The following is a 16,434-nucleotide window of genomic DNA, read 5'->3' on the forward strand; positions in this document are numbered from 1 at the left end:
CGGTGGGCCCGTCCGACATCCGCCGGCTATAGCAGATCCGCCACCGGAGTGGGCGTCTGGAGCTTCGGCCGGGTCTTCATCACCGCACCCGCCTTGCCCGCGCCCACCACCCCGGTCAGGACACCGTTCCGGCTGTAATACGCGACGAACTTCTTGCCGTCGTCGTCGACCAGATGGACGTCGTCATCGGCGCGCGGGGCACCGAGCACCTGGATCTTGAGGTCGAACTGGTCGCTCCAGAAGTAGGCGACGGACGCGGTCACCGCGTCACCACCGGTGATCTGCTGGGCGACGACGGAGGCCTGCTCGACAGTGTGATTCCAGTGCTCCATGCGTCGCGGAGCCCCGTCTTCGTCGAGCCAGTTCGCTACGTCACCGAGAGCGTAGACATTCTCGGCACTGGTGTGACCGGTTGCATCGCAGGCGATCCCACCACCGGCCTCGCGCGGGGCCAGGTCGATTCCCGAACCATCCAGGTAATCGGTCACCGGGGTGGAGCCGATGCCGACCACGACGATGTCGGCGGGAAGCGTGGTGCCGTCGGTGAGTTCGACGGCATCCACCCGGCCGTCTGACACCACGATCTCCACGACGCCGACACCGGTTCTGAGGTCAATACCGTTGGCAATGTGCAGTCGGGAGACCAGTGCGCCGATCTGCTCCCCCAGGGCCTCGGCGAGCGGCGTCGGAGCCGGTTCGACAAGGCTGACTGTCAGACCACGTGTGGCGAGACCGGCCGCCACCTCACACCCGACGAAACCCGCGCCGATGACGACCGCGGTGCTCGCGGAATCGATCTCGCCACGCAGGGCCACCGCGTCGTCGTAGGTGCGCAACACGTGCACCCCCCGGACGTTCTCGGTCAGACCTGGAAACGGGCGCGGATCGAGACCGGTCGCCAGTACCAGCGCGTCGTAGGCGACGATGGTGCCCGAGGCCAGCGCGATCGTCCGGTCCGCGGCCGACACCGCGGTCACCCTCTCATCGAGCCGCAGCGTGATGTCGGACTCGCTATAAAATTCCGCGGGCTTGAGATCGACGCGGTCGTCCTTGCCCAGCAGCACCGACTTCGACAAGGGTGGACGATCGTACGGCGGGTGGGCTTCGGCCCCGACGAGCGTGATCGGGTCCGTGAACCCGTTGTTCCGCAGGTTCTCCGCAACTTTGATTGCCCCGAGTCCGGCACCGACGACGACCACGCCCGCGCTCGATCCACTCATCTCTCGTCCCCTTTTGTCGTCTGTCCCGTGGACACCCAACTGCGCCCGTCTGGGAGTTTCGCGTCTATTCAGTACATACGGGCGCTGATCCGACCTTCAGGCAGCCCGGAAGAGCGCCGCGATTCCCTGACCGCCACCGATGCACATCGTTTCCAGTGCCAGCCCGCCTCCGCGGCGACGCAACTCGTGAAGCATGGTGGTCATGATTCGTACACCCGTAGCCCCGATCGGGTGTCCGAGCGAGATCCCGGAACCGTTGACGTTGAGCCGATCGTCGACGTCGGCGAGGGATACACCCCACCCCTCGAGCACCGCCAGGACCTGCACCGCGAACGCCTCGTTGATCTCGATCAGGGCGAGATCGTCGAGGGTTGCGTTGCAACGCTCGAGCAGGCGCTTCGTCGCGCTCACCGGGCCGATGCCCATGCGTGAGGGTTCGCAGCCGGTGGCAGCCCAGCCCTCGAAATACGCTATCGGCTCGAGACCGAGTTCGTCGAGCTTGTTCTCTGCGACCACGAGGCATGCGGCCGCTGCGTCGTTCTGCTGGCTAGCGTTGCCGGCGGTGACGGTCCCTCCGTCGACCACGGTTCGAAGGCGCGCGAGTTTGTCCACGGTGCTCTCCGGTCGGATACCCTCGTCGCGAGTGAAGATGAGTGAGTGGGCTTTGCGCTGCGGTACCTCGACGGGCACCACTTCGTCATCGAATCGACTTGCGCGCCAAGCCGCATCCGCCCTCTGATGGCTCCGTGCTGCGAACTGGTCTGCGGCGTCGCGGGTCAGATTGAAATCTGCAGCGAGATTCTCGGCCGTTTCGATCATTCCGCTGAGGTGTCCGAAGCGCCATTCTGGTTGCGACCGTTCGCGGCCGCGGTCGAGACGGTCGTAGAGCACTTGGCTGCCCGATCGCGACCCCCAGCGTGCAGTGGTCGTGTAGTGCTCGATGTTGCTCATCGACTCCACGCCGCCGGCCAGTACGACGTCGGCCGCACCGGTCTGTACTGTCATCGCTGCGTTTATGACCGCTTGCAGGCCCCCGCCGCATCGCCGGTCGACCTGCAGACCAGGTACCTCGACGGGTAGGCCCGCGTTCAGTGCGGCCCATCGTCCGATGCATGGTGCCTCTGAGTTCGCGTACGACTGGGCAAACACCACGTCTTCGATGCGGAGAGGGTCGATCCCACTCAGGGACACGACTTCACGGATGATTACCGACGCGAGGTCCTCGGCTCGAAGGGGTCGGAGTGCGCCACCGAATGCCCCTATGGGCGTCCGGAGGGGCCGTACTATCGCTGCGCGCCGCATGTTTGGCTCCTAGATCGCTAGTTGACGGTTGGCACGCCTGATGTCAAGCGCGGAAGTAGCGGATGATGGACCGTGCGACCGCTGCAGGCTTGTCCGAGGACGAGACTTCGATGGTCGTGTCGAAGAAGACCTGAACGGCGTCGCCGACGTGTTGTACCTCGGCGATCACGGTGGATGCCCGGACACGAGCCGACGACTGGACTGGGGTCACGAATCGGACCTTGTCGAGACCGTAGTTGACCGCCATCGCGACACCGTCGACGGTGTAGAGCTCCTTCAGAAGCACCGGCAATAGTGAGAGGGTCAAAAAGCCATGCGCGACGGTTCCTTTGAACGGCCCGGTTGCTGCCCGTTCGGGGTCCGTGTGAATCCACTGGTGGTCGCCCGTCGCCTGCGCAAACGTGTCGATCCGGGACTGGCCGATATCCGTCCACGAGCCGGGGCCGAGCGTCGTGCCGGTGGCCGACGCCATTTCGTCAAGACTCGAGAAGTGTCGCATCATTGCACCTTTCATAAGGAGTTCGGATCGACCGACAGCGCATCGGCCTCATACACCGCGCCAGACCGGTGTGCGCCGCTCAGCGAAAGCCGCCGCACCCTCTTTCGCGTCCTCGGAAGCGAAAACCGCTGTGGCCATGTCGCGATGCTTTGCATACGTGTCGGAATCGACCCACCCGACAGTTTCGTTGACGATCTTCTTGGTCAAGCGAAGGGCAAGTGGCGCGTTGCGCGCAATCGACGCAGCCAGTTCCGTCGCAGCCTGTGCGGCCTCACCAGACGGACACAGACGCGTGACAATCCCTAGATCATGCGCGCGCTGAGCATCGATTCGCTCGCCGGTGAGGGCGATTTCCATCACTGCGCCGTATGGCACCGACCGCGACAACCTCAGCAGTCCGCCGCCGGCTGCGATGAGTCCGCGACTCACCTCGGGCAGGCCGAAGCTCGACGACTCCGACGCGACGATCATGTCCGCTGCCAATGCCAGTTCAAAGCCCCCGGCCAGCGCGGGACCGTCGATAGCGGCGATGAGCGGTTTCTCCAGTCCGCACTCGGTGTAACCGGCGAGACCGCGACCCGGGATCGAAGGTTTCTCGCCACGCGCGAACGCTTTGAGATCCATGCCGGCAGAGAAGACCGGGCCCTCCGCAGCGAGTACGATTGCCGAGACATCCGAGCGGGCGACAAGGTCGTCGAACGCCGCCGCCATGTCGCTGGACATGGCGTAGTTCAACGCATTTCGCGCTTGGGGGCGGGTCATCGTCACTACGGCTACATTATTGGCGACCTCAACGCGCACGAACTCGCTCAGCGAGTCTTCTTTGTGAGTCATGCCGAGCTCATTCCGGCGTCGGCGAGTAGCGCCCGTCCGATGATGACTTTCTGCACTTCACTGGTGCCTTCGTAGATACGGTAGAGCCGTGCGTCGCGGAAGAAGCGCTCGACCGGGGTGGTCCGCATATATCCGGTGCCGCCATGCACCTGGACACCTCGATCGGCCACGCGTCCGACCATTTCGCTGCAGAACAGCTTGGCTGCCGACGGACCGACGGATGTATCCGAACCGTCGTCGTACCGCTCTGCCGCAGCATGCACCATCGCTCGCGCTGCCTGGATCTCGGCGTGTGAGTCGGCCAGCATCGCTTGGACGAGCTGAAATCGTCCGATGGGTTTATTTCCCTGCCTGGCCTGCGCCGCATACTGCACGGACTCGTCGAGGACCCGCTGCGCGAGACCGACACACAGCGCGGCGATGTGCAGTCGGCCGCGGGAAAGGACCGTCAGCGCGTTCTGGTAGCCACGGCCCTCCTCCCCGCCGATCAGGCTGTCGGCGGGTACCCGCACCTTGTCGAAGAACACCTCGGAGGTCCAGGCGCCCGCCTGGCCCATCTTCGCATCTTTGGGTGCGATCGTGACGCCCTCGGTCGCGGTCGGCACGAGGAAGCTCGAAATGCCGCGGCCACCGGCCGCACCGGGGTCGGTCCGGGCGAAGACAACCAGAACCGACGACAGTGCGGCGTTGGTGATGAAGCGCTTCGAACCATCGATCACATAGTCGTCGCCGTCTCGCTTCGCGGTCGCGCGCATGCCGGACGGGTCGCTGCCTGCTTCTGCCTCAGTCAGCGCAAAGGAGGCGATGGTCTCGCCCGAAGCGAGCGACGGAAGCCACCTCGTGCGCTGTTCCTCGGTCCCGAACCGGGCGAGCACCTGCCCGGCTATTCCGTTGTTGGTTCCGAAGAGGGACCGGAAAGCGGGTGCGGTGTAGCCGAATTCCATTGCCAGTTGGACATCTTCGACCATGCGTAAGCCGAGGCCCCCGTACTCCTCCGGCAACGCGTATCCAAAGAGGCCCATCTCGCGAGCCTGCGCGTGAATATCCTCGGGAATGCGGTCCGTCTTCTCGATCTCGTCCTCGCGGGGGACGACCGATTCACGAATGAACTCGCGCACAGCGGTGCGGATGTCCCTGAAGGTATCGGTATCCATGCTTTCCTGCTTTCAGTGAATCGGCGCTCAGCGCGGTGCCATCCGGAGGGCACCGTCGAGTCGGATGGTCTCGCCGTTCAGATACGGGTTGGAGACGATATGGAAGGCGAGTTCGGCAAACTCTTCGGGCTGGCCGAGTCGCGACGGATTGGGAACCGACGTCGCCAGCGATTGCCGAACATCGTCCCGCAGGCCCGCCAACATCGGCGTGTCCATGAGTCCGGGCGCGATTGTGCAGAGCCGAACGCCGCGCGAGGCCATGTCGCGGGCCCCGACAAGGGTCATACCGACGACTCCAGACTTTGAGGCCGCGTATCCCGCTTGCCCGACCTGGCCCTCGTATGCCGCGATCGAGGCAGTCATCACGATGACTCCCCGTTCGCCGTCAACGTCGGGGTTCTGCGACATCGCCGCGGCAGCGTGACTTGCCACCAGGTAGCTGCCGACCAGGTTGGTCGACACGATGGCTGCAAACCGCTCGGCGTCGCCTGGTGTGCCGTCTTTGTCCACGAACCGCACCGGACCGCCGCGGCCGGCGGTGTGTACAACCGCGCGCATGTCGTTATTGACGTTGCCCGTGGCAACCGCGGCGGCGACCTGCTCAGCGTCGGTGACGTCGGTGGGTACAAAGGTCGCGCCCAGATCCCGGGCCCGGCTCTCGCCGTCTGAGGTTGGCAGGTCCGCGATGACGACCCTGGCGCCCGCGGCGGCCAGCCTCCTGGCGGTTGCCAGTCCGAGCCCCGAGGCTCCGCCGGTGACGAGCGCCGACTGCGATGTGATGTGCATGCCTACCTTTCTGAATGCGACTACTGGTGTGATCCGCCCGGGTCCTGGACGGGTACGCGGTTGGTGCTGGTCGGGCAACGACCATGGGGTAGTTCCGTCCCTGGCGTCGGCACGCGAGAGTCGTCGCGACGGCTGACTCTCTGCGGCTTCGGGCATTTTTGCGCACGGAGGTGACACCATGCCTGGCGTCTCGGTGTGGGTGATGTCAGGTGACTCGGCTCAGACCGCGCAAAGCATGACCGACTCCAATTCTGTTACTGCAGTTGTTCGGTCAGAGCCGCTTGAACGGTGTGCTTTGCCGAAGTCTGCTGCGCCCGCATGTCTTCGGTGTGTCTGACCGCGGACATCAAACCTCCTGCGGTCGGTGGCCGGCGTGCAGACCGGGTCTGGCCAATCGCACTCTTTTACTATACGTTAAAAAACATCTCCGAGTGCAAGCCTTGCGACTAGCAAGGACGCGGGCCCACCGCCGTTAATCAGTAAGGGAAATTCATGAGTACAGTCACCACCCTGCTCGAAGGGCGCACCGCCGTCGTCACAGGGGCCGCGCAGGGAATCGGACTCGAGATCGCTCGCGTACTAGGCGTCCACGGCGCCAAGGTGGTGCTGGCCGACCTCCGAGATGATGCGGTACTCGAAGCCGCGGCCGGTCTGCGCGGGCAGGGCATCCAGTCGATCGGCGTGCAATGCGACGTCACCGATGAGGACGAGGTTCGCAATGTCGTCGACCACGCAGTAACCGAGTTCGGCGGCCTCGACGTCTGGGTCAACAACGCCGGGATCACACGGGACGCCTCGCTGAAGAAGATGTCCCTCGCCGATTTTCGCCTGGTCACCGACGTTCACCTGACCGGAACGTGGCTGGGTGTGCGGGCCGCCTCGGCGAGGATGCGCGAGAACGGTGGTGGCGCGATCGTCAACATCTCCTCGATGTCGGGGAAGGCGGGAAATCCGGGTCAGACCAACTACTCAGCCGCAAAGGCCGGAATCGTCGGGATGACGAAGGCCGCCGCGAAAGAGTTGGCCCACCATGGTGTTCGCGTGAACGCTGTGCAACCCGGCCTGATCGAGACAGCCATGACCCGCGCGATGCCGGCCGAGTCCTTTGCTGCCATGGAGGCGAGCATCCCGATGCGACGGGCGGGACAGCCGGTCGACGTCGCAAACGTCGTGCTGTTCCTGTCCTCCGGACTGGCGGGTTACATGACCGGTGCTGTGTTGGAGGTCGCCGGTGGCCGCCTCATGTGAGGGTGCCGGCGTGCACGGACCGAATGCAGCGAAGGAGCGAAGAGATTAAGCGCACGATCTTCTCCACCGAACACGACGACTTCCGTTCGACCATAAGGGCTTTCGTCGACAAAGAGGTGGTGCCGAACTTCTCGGCCTGGGAGCGCGCCGGCGTTGCGCCGCGCGAGCTGTACACCCGACTCGGTGAACTCGGAATCTTGGGCATCTACGTGCCCGAAGAATATGGGGGCAGTGGTCAGAGCAGCTACAAGTTCAGCGCCGTCCTCACCGAAGAAACGATGTCACGAGCGGTTGGCCTCGGTGCGCTGCGGGTCCATATGGACATAGTTCTGCCCTACTTCCTGCAGCTGTGCAACGACGAGCAGAAGGCGCGGTGGTTGCCGGGGATCGGCAGCGGTGACCTCATGACGGCCATCGCAATGACCGAGCCCGCAACGGGATCCGATCTCGCGGGTGTGACGACCACTGCTGCGCGCGATGGCGAAGAGTTCGTGATCAACGGCGCGAAGACCTTCATTACGGGCGCGGTGAACGCTGATCTATTTCTCGTCGTTGTGCGGACCTCACCGGCCGGGGACGACCGCAGGACAGGGCTGAGCCTCATGGTGGTCGAGCGTGATCGGGTCGGTTTCAGTATCGGTCAGAACCTCGAAAAGCTCGGTCTGAAGGCCCAGGACACGGCGGAGTTGTCATTCACCGATGTCCGCGTGCCGGCGGCGAACCTTCTCGGCGAGGAGGGCGAGGCATTCCGCTATCTCGGCAGCAACCTCCCGCAGGAGAGGCTCTCCATCGCGGTGGGTTCCATCGCGGCGGCCTCCGGCGCGGTACGGATGACCACAGACTACGTGCGTGACCGCAAGGTGTTCGGGCGGAATCTGTCGTCTTTTCAGAACACCAAATTCGTTCTCGCCGAATGTTCGACAGAAATCGAGGCAGGGCAGGCGCTCGTCGACCGTGCGCTCGACGCGCATGACGCCGACGAGCTGACAGCCGTGGACGCGGCGAAGGTGAAGCTGTTCACCTCCGAACTACAGGGCCGAATCGTGGACCGCTGTCTGCAGCTCTTCGGCGGATACGGGTACATTCTGGAATACCCCATCGCACGTATGTACGCAGATGCGCGTGTCACCCGGATCTATGGTGGCACAACCGAAGTCATGAAGACAATCATCAGTAAGTCGCTCGGCCTGTGAAAGTCACGGGGCAGCACAAGCGAGTAATACCCGGGAGGAGTGTCTCATGAGAGACGCGGTAGTGGTTGCGGCGGTTCGTTCGCCGGTTGGAAGGCGTAATGGTGCGCTCTCAGAGCTTCATCCGGCGGATCTGTCCGCTCAGGTCCTCGCCGGGTTGGCAAGCCGGATCGACCTGGATCCGGCACTCGTCGACGATGTCATCTGGGGATGTGTATCCCAGGTCGGTGAGCAGTCGGGCAACATAGGGCGATTCGCCGTCCTCGGCGCGGGCTGGCCGGAGACAGTGCCGGCGACCACGATCGATCGTCAGTGCGGATCGTCTCAGCAGGCGGTTCACTTCGCGGCAGCAGGTGTGGTGTCGGGCCAGTACGACGTCGCTATCGCAGGTGGCGTCGAATCGATGTCACGTGTCCCGATGGGCAGCAATCGTGTCAACGGTCCGGGGAAGCCATACGGAGAACTCGCCGTCGGACGCTACGACGGGGTCGTGTTCAACCAGGGAGTGAGCGCTGAGTTGCTTGCCGAGCGCTGGCAGTTGTCGCGCACTGATCTCGACCAGCACGCCCTCGACTCGCACGCCAAGGCGGCCGCCGCCATCGACGCCGGCCTGTTCAGCGACGAGATCGTTCCCATTCGCACCCTCGATGCGGACGGAAACGAGGGACTCGTTCAGGTCGACGAGGGTGTGCGTCGCGGCGGTTCGCTGGAGTCGATGGCCGCCCTCAAGACCGTCTTCGCCGAGAACGGAGTCATCACCGCAGGGAATTCGTCGCAGATCTCCGACGGCGCCTCAGCTCTTTTGATCACGACCAGTGACATTGCCAGCGCACGTGGGTGGACGCCCTTGGCACGGCTCACCGGATTCGCACTTGCCGGTGTAGACCCGGTGACGATGCTGACCGGCCCCATCCCCGCCACGGAGAAGGTGCTCAAGCAGCTCGGCATAGCCATCGACGACATCGACGCATACGAGATCAACGAGGCGTTCGCGAGCGTCTCGCTGGCTTGGCAGAAAGAGTTGGGCGCAGACCCCGCGAAACTCAACCAGCGGGGCGGTGCGATCGCACTCGGTCATCCGCTGGGCGGCTCCGGCGGCCGACTCATGACCACATTGATCCACACGCTGCGCAGCACCGGCAAGCGCATGGGGCTGCAGGCCATGTGCGAGGGCGGCGGAACTGCCAACGCGACCGTGATCGAGGCGTTGTGACCACCGGAACGAGGCCCTGGGCAGTCGTCCTTGGTGCCTCCGGAGGACTGGGGCGGGCTTGCGCCGCTGCCCTGGCCGCCGACGGGTGGGACATCGTCCTGCACTACCGTTCCAACAAGGACGGTGCTGATCGGACTGCCGCACTGGTCAGCGACAACGGCGGTGAGTCCGTCGCGGTGGCATCAGATCTCAGCGACCCGGCCGACGTCCTGCGCATGCGCAGTCAGCTCAACGTTCCGATTTCGGGTCTCGTGTATGCAGCGGGGCCCTATATCCCGATGGACTTCATCGCCAATACGCCCCCGGACGTCTTCGGAAATCAGCTTGATCAGGATACGAAGGCGTTCTACAACGCTGTTCATGCATTCGTACCCATGCTGCGTGATACGCGCGGCGCGATCACTGCCGTGGTGACCCCCGTGATCGAGCGATACACCCGGGCCGACATCCTCTCGAGCGCGCCCAAGGCGGCCATCCAGGCGATCGTCCGGGGTCTCGCTGTCGAGGAAGGCCGCTTCGGTGTGACCGTCAATGCCGTCGGGGTCGGGGTCATCGAGGGAGAGGGATTGTGGGGAGCTCTCAACGAAAACGGCGCCTTCACAGAGAAGGGCCTGTCCCAGGCTCTCAGCGCGGTGCCGCTTAAGCGGTTCGGCACTCCCGAGGATGTCGCCGGCGCGGTGCGCTTCCTCATGTCCCCGGCGGCGTCCTGGATCACCGGACAGACATTGAACGTCGACGGTGGTTACAGCGTCTGATCACTGATCCAGTCACCTACAAGTAGACCCACACCGACTAGCGAAGGACCTCCAATGGACTTCACTCTCTCTCCGGCTCAGCTGGAACTCCAAGAACGCGCGCGTGTCGCCGGCGAGGCCATCCGACATCGAGCCGCACGGTGGGACCGTGAAAATCACGTGCCCTACCAGGAAGTCGTCGACCACGTACGGAATCATGACCTTCTCGCCCTCACAGTTCCCGTCGAGTACGGCGGGAAGGGCCTGAGCGCGCTGGACTACCTCGTCGTCGTCGAGGCGCTCTTCAGAAGCTCGCAGTTCTGGATCGTCGGCGAACCCGTGTTCGCCACAGCAGGGCCCGGCCCGTCGATGATGCTCCTGGCGGAGAACCCGGCCACGCGGGAGAAGTTCCTGCCGGGGCTGGTCAAGGGCGAACAGCAGTGCGCAATCGCCCTCACTGAACCCGGCTACGGATCGGATCTGACTTCGCTGGAGACGACGGCGGTCAAAGACGGTGACAGCTACATCATCTCGGGAGACAAAAACTTCGTTACCGGGGCCCAGGTCAACGACCTCTACGCCGTGTTCGCACGCTTCGACGACATTCCCGGTCACCGTGGCATCGGCGCCGTCGTGATCGAGAAGGGTACCGAGGGATTCCACATCGATGACGGGCCCGAGTTCCTCGGATGCCGTGGCGTCCCGCATGGCGACCTTCGGATCGAGGACGTTCGGGTCCCGGCCGAGAACGTGATAGTCGGGCCCGGAAAGTTCGCAAAGTTGATGTCTGCGTTCAACATGGAGCGTCTTCACAACTGCGGCTTCAACCTCGGGATGGCCTCTGCCGCATACGATGAAGCGCAGAAGTATGTGAGCGAGCGCAAGGCCTTCGGTCGTCCGATTGCTGAATTCCAGTCCGTCTACCACACCCTTGTGGACATGTGGACAGACATCGAGGCCCTTCGGCTGATGGCGCAGCGCGCCGCATGTACCGCGGGCGACGGCAGCCATCCGAAGGTGCTGGAAACAACCGCGGCGAAACTCTATGGCGCCCGCGTCGCGTCGGGAATCACCCTCAAGGCGCTTGAGCTGCACGGCGGCTACGGCGCCACCACCGGTTACCCGATCGAGCGGCTCCATCGCGATGTCGTTGCGACGATCGTGGCCGGCGGCAGTCCGCCGGTTCTCCGCAATTCCATCGCGGCGACGCTGATGCCGGACACCCGCATCAGTCAGCGAGGGTAGCCACGCTGCCCCTTCTGTTCGGTGGCGGCGGACCGTTGAGTGCATAGCTGTCGACTCCGACGAGTTGGTCCCAAGCGCGGTGACGGACACCGAGCGGTGTGAGTTTCGCAGGCCCTCAGGATCGCCGCAACGCTGACGACGGTGGTCGACGAAGCAGGCGCTCGGCTGGGGAACTCCAGCCGAGCGCTTCTGCGTTCGCGGCTCTTGCTGCACTGAGAAAGTCATCCTGGCAGGCCTGTCGAGAGAAGGTCGCCGACCAGCGGCCGGTGGCGACCTCGGTGCTGTCTACGTGCAGTGCCGGCCCCATCCGCGGTGTCGACTGTCATTGCCGCCGAACCGCTTTCAGAAGTTCATTGCCGGAGAGCGCGTGCCGAAAACTGCCGGAAAGAGGCGTACGTCAGGGAGATTCAGGGCAACAAGGCCGGCAGTATGAACTGGCGGATGAAGGTTTCGTATCGCTGATCGTCGGAGTCTTTGAACTTCATCAGATTGAAAAGGTCGAGTTGCGTCATCGCCAGCCAGGTATAGAGATCGGAGTCGTCCAATCCCGACCGCATTTCGCCTGCCGCTTGTGCCGCCTTGAAGAATCCGTCCCACAGCGCGGCGGTAAGTGATTCAGCGAGCTCGAGCGTCTTCAGCCAGCTGGCATCTTCCTGGTTGCCGGGATTGAGGGCGATGGCAACGATCGGGTCGTGGCGCGCATTGATCACCACGTGGAGGAGCCCGGCGGTGACCTTGTCGGCGAACGTCCAATCATTCCCGTCACGTGCCAGGAATTGCTGCGTTTCCTCGAGGACCTCGCGTGCACGAACATCCACAAGCGCTGTGACCAGCTCGGTCCGGTCATTGAAATAGCGGTAGACCGTGGGACGCGAGTATCCTGCTTCCTTCGCGATGTCGTCCATCGTGGTCTTGGCGATCCCGTACCGCAGGATGCACGAGCGTGCTCCCGACAGTATCGCCTCGCGCATTGAGTCGCGCGGAGACGGCGTCACGCCCGTCTCAGACGAGTCAACTCGTACCTCTGCCATCAGTCCCACTTCTGTTGTTGTTACATCCGACCCAACCCGCTGCCGTGCTCAAGCAGGACCGCTACGACGCGTCCGCTTGGCCACCAGCAACTGATCGCCCGACCGGCCGCTGCTGGGTAGAACATTACCGCCCGCGCAGAGCGCCGCGATGTGGCCGAAGCCGGATCGGATTGCTATTGCGAGTGTCGCCACGCCGATGTTACACTGATACAGAACATGGTTCATGTATCAGCCTGTGACTTTTACTGGCGCCCCAAGTCGTCTTGTCCCCGTATTGGTCTGTTGGGCCTGTTCCCCTCAGGGCATTGAGGCGACGGCAAATGGTGCCGCGAAGGTAGTAACGGAGGTTTTCGATGGGTATGGAGCAACGAGGCGTTTTCTGGCCGATGGCCTTTGAGGCAACGGTTCCGGAACTTCGGGTAGTCGAAGGGGAGATACCCAAAGACATCTATGGTGGGCTTTATCACAACGGCCCAACAGTCCACTACCCGGCCCGGCAGGGTATCGAAAGTGTTTTTACCACCGACGGTATGGTTCAAGGGCTTATCTTGGAGAACGGGAAGGCCAGCTTCCGCAATCGGTGGGTTCGGACGCCCAAGTTTCTTGCGGAAGAAGCAGCGGGACGGGCGCTTTTCGATTGGGAAGACTGCGAGGTCAGTAAAGACTGGCGCGCGATGGGGCTCGGAGACATCATCCGCAATGAGCAGACCGAGGGTGTTTCGAACAACACCGCCATGGTTAATGCTTTCCCTTTCGCCGGCGAGATCTATGCCTGCGGCGAACAGGTAGGCTCGCCAATTCGTCTCGATCCTCTGACACTGGAGACGAAAGGGTTTCCTGAGTGGGGTGCCGGGCTGTCGAGGGGTATTCGCGAACCAGTGGATGCGTTCGATGGCAACATGTCGCCCCATCCGAAATGGGACGCGAAGACCGGGTTGTTGTACGGATGGGGCTACAGTGACCGACCCCCGTACGTGACGCTCCACTGGGTGTACCCCGATGGCACGATGCGCTCTCGGCCGATCACGGACGCTCCCTACAATACGGTTGCACATGATGCTTGGCTCTCCGAGAACTACTTCATCCTTCCCTTCCAACCGTTCACGCTGTCCAGCGAGAAGGCCAACAAGGGATTGGGTGGCTATGGGTGGGAGGTCGAGAAGCCGATCATGCTGGCGCTGGTCGATCGCTTCAACATCGACGCGGAGATTATCTGGGTCACTGCTGAGCTTCCTCCGCAGTACATGATGCACATGCTGTCTGCGAACGAAGTCGGAGACACTATTCAGCTCGACGGCCCGCTGTTCGGCCGGCCGCCTTTCCAAACGGACGATATGTCTGCGCCGGGTGATCCGTTTATTCCATTCTTCCAGGTGGCCCCGAGCAAGTTGGGTCGCTGGACGATTGATCTGCGCACGAAAACCGTGAAGAGCGAAGTGCTCGATGACGTCATGTGCGAGCTACCCAAGATTGATGAGAGGTTCTTCGGGCAGCCCTATGACTGGGGTGTCATCGTCGGCGGTTCGCCGAGCGATAGCCGTAAGGGCGCGATGCGAATGGACACTCTGATCCGGCGTAACATGCGCACCGGAAGTGACCGGAGGGTGCGGCTCACGAATGACAAGCATGAGACTCCGTTCGAGCCTGCATTCATTCCTCGGGCAATCGATGCGGGGGAGGGAGACGGGTACTTGATCGTGCCGATTTCGAAGTTCGCCGCGCATCTCGGCGAGTTTCAGATCTTCGACACCGACGACATCGCCGCAGGACCCATCTGCCGGATCGAACTGCCATTCCATATGGGTTGGACTCCGCATGGGCACTGGATGGACTTCCGCGGTGTCGACACGCCGAGTGACTTGACCGTCTCGGTAGCGGATTGATCGGGGTACAGATGGCAGAGCTGCAGGTGAGCGTTTCGGACGGCGTCGCGATACTGACAATCGACCGTCCAGGCGCCAACAACTCGCTTGGCGGGTCGCTACTACGAGAACTGCTGGTCGTCGGTGAGGAGCTGAACCAGGACGACTCTGTCCGGGTGATAGTGACGACAGCCAACGTCGTCGACGGAGCTACCGCTTGGAGTCCAGGAGTCGACTTCGCACAACTCGACGGCAAGTTGGGCCCCGATGCCGATGGTGACGCGATGTTCTATGACGGCGTGATGGGGGGCGATCACAGTTGTCTTCACGTGTCACGACAGGGGCGGCGTTTTGATCCGTTGGGTCCGGGGCGTTGGATTCTGCGGATGCTGGAGAACTTTGAGAAACCTTCTATTGCCGCCATCAATGGCGCGGTGGCGGGAGGAGGCCTGGGCTGGGCCGGCGTTCACACTTACCGGATTGCCGGCGAAAGTGTGCGCTTCAAAGCGGCTTTCGCCACACTGGGCCTTGGTACTGACATGGGTGTCAGCTACTTTTTGACCAAGTTGATGGGACAAGCCGCGGCAACGGAGTTCCTTGTTCGGGACAAGGCCATGCGAGCGAGCGCCGCGTTGAACCATGGTTTGGTCAACGAGGTCGTGCCCGACGCCGAAGTCCTGAACCGTTCGATGGAGTTGGCTGCCGAACTGGCCGCGAAGCCGCCCTTGGGCATGCGGGCAATGGTTCGCTCGCTTCGCGGCGCGGAGTCGAACACGCTCGAGCAACAGCTGGCCATAGAGTGGGACAATCAGCGAGCCACATTCGCGACAGAGGACGCCGCGGCAGCATTCGAAGCGTTGCGAAGTGGTAGCAAGGCAACCTATGTCGGACGTTGACAACGTCACGGCCGTCGAGTCACACGAGGGGATCGGTCCTGTCCACGCATACGCGTGGTCGCGGCTACTCACCGATGTGGAGGCTCCACCCGAACCGAGGCTGACCGACGAAATAATCTCACGACGGCTTGCGATCCGTGACCTCGGTCGTGCACTGCGAGCTACCGCTGACACTGCGGTGGTTTCGGAGGCGTCGACCGACGATGTGACTGCTGCAATCGAGATGCTGACCCGGGCCCGGGAGTTGCTGGGTGAGAAGCAACGTGAACCGACAGAGACGGCCTCGGTCGACGATCCCTTCCGCGGGCTACGGATGTACTCTCTCGGGGCGGGGGAGGGCAGCCCGATCCTCGCGCCTCTGCAGTTTGAACGGGTCGGCTCGGAACATGTCGCTCGAGTACGTCTCTCGCCGGCGTTTGAAGGGCCGCCGTATCACGTGCATGGTGGTGTGAGCGCGATGCTCATGGATCACGTTCTGGGTTTCGCGGTCGCATCGACCGTCGATCGGACCGGCCTGACCCGTCGTCTCACCATTGAGTACCGTGCGCCGGTTCCGATCGAGGTCGATCTCATCGTCGGCGGTGTGGTTCGTGCCGAGGGTGAGAGCGATATCTGGGCTCAGGGGTGGATCGCAACAGAAGACGAGCCGTCGAAGAGGTTAGTGACCGCTGAAGGCTCTTTCCGTGTGCTGAAAGCCGCGCAAGCTCAGGGGCTAGTGGCCGGTCTGTAGCCCTGAGAGGGGCGGTGGCAGGCGGTCATGTCGGGCGAGTTGATCCGCTCCGTGTCCGTGGGATGCTCTGGACCCGCGGATGTGGACCGTAATCTCGATCGCAACCGTGAGTGACAAGCCTCGGTACGCCGATGGTCGGCGATGGAGCAGCCCACCACCCGACGTGGACAGATGGGGGTCACCGTGGTCCAAATCCAATTACGAGAATCCCACCGGAATGTGGTTGTTGTTCCGATACCAGTCGGCTTTCAGAGCCGATACGGTGAAGTCCCGCATCACCAGATCCGGCACCGACGGAGCCGACTGAGGCGCTGCGGTGCTTGACATGGATGGCGCGGTCCCAGCGGCCGTCGTGGTGTCCTCGACCTGGCGCCCAACTCGGGCCGGCTCGGTGGCCAGGTGCTGTCGTCACCGGAGCGGGAAATCCCCGAGCACCCGACACAGCCGCTGCACGCCAACTCGGCGCGATGCTCGGGGATTAAGGCCCGGC

At 63.2% G+C, this 16,434-nt stretch carries 15 protein-coding genes; 8 read left to right on the forward strand and 7 right to left on the reverse strand.

Annotated elements, in window-relative coordinates:
- Positions 1 to 26: 26 nt before the first annotated feature.
- The 6 genes from KTR9_RS08750 to KTR9_RS08775 form a co-directional block, all read right to left on the reverse strand.
- Positions 27 to 1,220: an NAD(P)/FAD-dependent oxidoreductase gene (locus KTR9_RS08750; RefSeq protein ID WP_044506304.1), complete on the reverse strand. Its 1,194-nt coding sequence runs from the start codon at positions 1,218 to 1,220 to the stop codon at positions 27 to 29.
- A gap of 96 nt (positions 1,221 to 1,316) precedes the next feature.
- Positions 1,317 to 2,522 (reverse strand): acetyl-CoA C-acetyltransferase, encoded by a 1,206-nt coding sequence (locus KTR9_RS08755; protein ID WP_014926090.1) that lies wholly within the window; start codon positions 2,520 to 2,522, stop codon positions 1,317 to 1,319.
- Between the two features lie 43 nt (positions 2,523 to 2,565).
- Positions 2,566 to 3,021, reverse strand: a complete 456-nt coding sequence (locus KTR9_RS08760; protein ID WP_014926091.1) for a MaoC family dehydratase — start codon at positions 3,019 to 3,021, stop codon at positions 2,566 to 2,568.
- A gap of 48 nt (positions 3,022 to 3,069) precedes the next feature.
- Positions 3,070 to 3,855 (reverse strand): crotonase/enoyl-CoA hydratase family protein, encoded by a 786-nt coding sequence (locus KTR9_RS08765; protein WP_044506307.1) that lies wholly within the window; start codon positions 3,853 to 3,855, stop codon positions 3,070 to 3,072.
- Positions 3,852 to 5,009, reverse strand: coding sequence for an acyl-CoA dehydrogenase family protein (locus tag KTR9_RS08770; RefSeq protein WP_014926093.1), 1,158 nt, complete (start codon positions 5,007 to 5,009; stop codon positions 3,852 to 3,854). Before KTR9_RS08770 ends, KTR9_RS08765 begins: the two co-directional genes overlap by 4 nt.
- A 27-nt stretch (positions 5,010 to 5,036) precedes the next feature.
- Positions 5,037 to 5,795, reverse strand: a complete 759-nt coding sequence (locus KTR9_RS08775) for an SDR family oxidoreductase (protein WP_044506308.1) — start codon at positions 5,793 to 5,795, stop codon at positions 5,037 to 5,039.
- Between the two features lie 492 nt (positions 5,796 to 6,287).
- Between KTR9_RS08775 and fabG the strand changes: the two genes are divergently transcribed.
- Genes fabG through KTR9_RS08800 form a run of 5 tightly spaced genes read left to right on the forward strand, consistent with a single transcriptional unit; the run spans position 6,288 to position 11,425 of the window.
- Complete coding sequence (fabG, locus tag KTR9_RS08780) at positions 6,288 to 7,043, forward strand: 3-oxoacyl-ACP reductase FabG (protein ID WP_014926095.1); 756 nt, start codon at positions 6,288 to 6,290, stop codon at positions 7,041 to 7,043.
- A 23-nt stretch (positions 7,044 to 7,066) separates the two neighbouring features.
- Complete coding sequence (locus KTR9_RS08785; protein ID WP_014926096.1) at positions 7,067 to 8,236, forward strand: acyl-CoA dehydrogenase family protein; 1,170 nt, start codon at positions 7,067 to 7,069, stop codon at positions 8,234 to 8,236.
- A gap of 46 nt (positions 8,237 to 8,282) precedes the next feature.
- Positions 8,283 to 9,446: a thiolase family protein gene (locus tag KTR9_RS08790; protein WP_014926097.1), complete on the forward strand. Its 1,164-nt coding sequence runs from the start codon at positions 8,283 to 8,285 to the stop codon at positions 9,444 to 9,446.
- Positions 9,443 to 10,201 carry an SDR family NAD(P)-dependent oxidoreductase gene (locus KTR9_RS08795; RefSeq protein ID WP_014926098.1) on the forward strand — a complete coding sequence of 253 codons (759 nt, stop codon included), beginning with the start codon at positions 9,443 to 9,445 and terminating at the stop codon, positions 10,199 to 10,201. Before KTR9_RS08790 ends, KTR9_RS08795 begins: the two co-directional genes overlap by 4 nt.
- A gap of 54 nt (positions 10,202 to 10,255) precedes the next feature.
- Positions 10,256 to 11,425, forward strand: coding sequence for an acyl-CoA dehydrogenase family protein (locus tag KTR9_RS08800; RefSeq protein WP_014926099.1), 1,170 nt, complete (start codon positions 10,256 to 10,258; stop codon positions 11,423 to 11,425).
- Between the two features lie 407 nt (positions 11,426 to 11,832).
- On the opposite strand, the gene KTR9_RS08805 is transcribed toward KTR9_RS08800, so the two are convergent.
- Entirely contained in the window at positions 11,833 to 12,456 is a 624-nt protein-coding gene (locus KTR9_RS08805; protein WP_014926100.1) for a TetR/AcrR family transcriptional regulator, read from the reverse strand.
- Between the two features lie 353 nt (positions 12,457 to 12,809).
- On the opposite strand from KTR9_RS08805, the gene KTR9_RS08810 reads away from it, so the two are divergent.
- Genes KTR9_RS08810 through KTR9_RS08820 form a run of 3 tightly spaced genes read left to right on the forward strand, consistent with a single transcriptional unit; the run spans position 12,810 to position 15,944 of the window.
- Entirely contained in the window at positions 12,810 to 14,339 is a 1,530-nt protein-coding gene (locus KTR9_RS08810; RefSeq protein ID WP_014926101.1) for a carotenoid oxygenase family protein, read from the forward strand.
- An 11-nt stretch (positions 14,340 to 14,350) separates the two neighbouring features.
- Positions 14,351 to 15,214, forward strand: coding sequence for an enoyl-CoA hydratase/isomerase family protein (locus tag KTR9_RS08815; RefSeq protein WP_014926102.1), 864 nt, complete (start codon positions 14,351 to 14,353; stop codon positions 15,212 to 15,214).
- A complete protein-coding gene (locus tag KTR9_RS08820) occupies positions 15,201 to 15,944 on the forward strand; it encodes a PaaI family thioesterase (RefSeq protein WP_014926103.1) in 744 nt (247 codons plus the stop codon). The genes KTR9_RS08815 and KTR9_RS08820 overlap by 14 nt, the downstream gene beginning before the upstream one ends.
- Positions 15,945 to 16,434: the final 490 nt, after the last annotated feature.

The organism is Gordonia sp. KTR9 (assembly GCF_000143885.2).
Taxonomy (GTDB): Bacteria; Actinomycetota; Actinomycetes; order Mycobacteriales; family Mycobacteriaceae; genus Gordonia.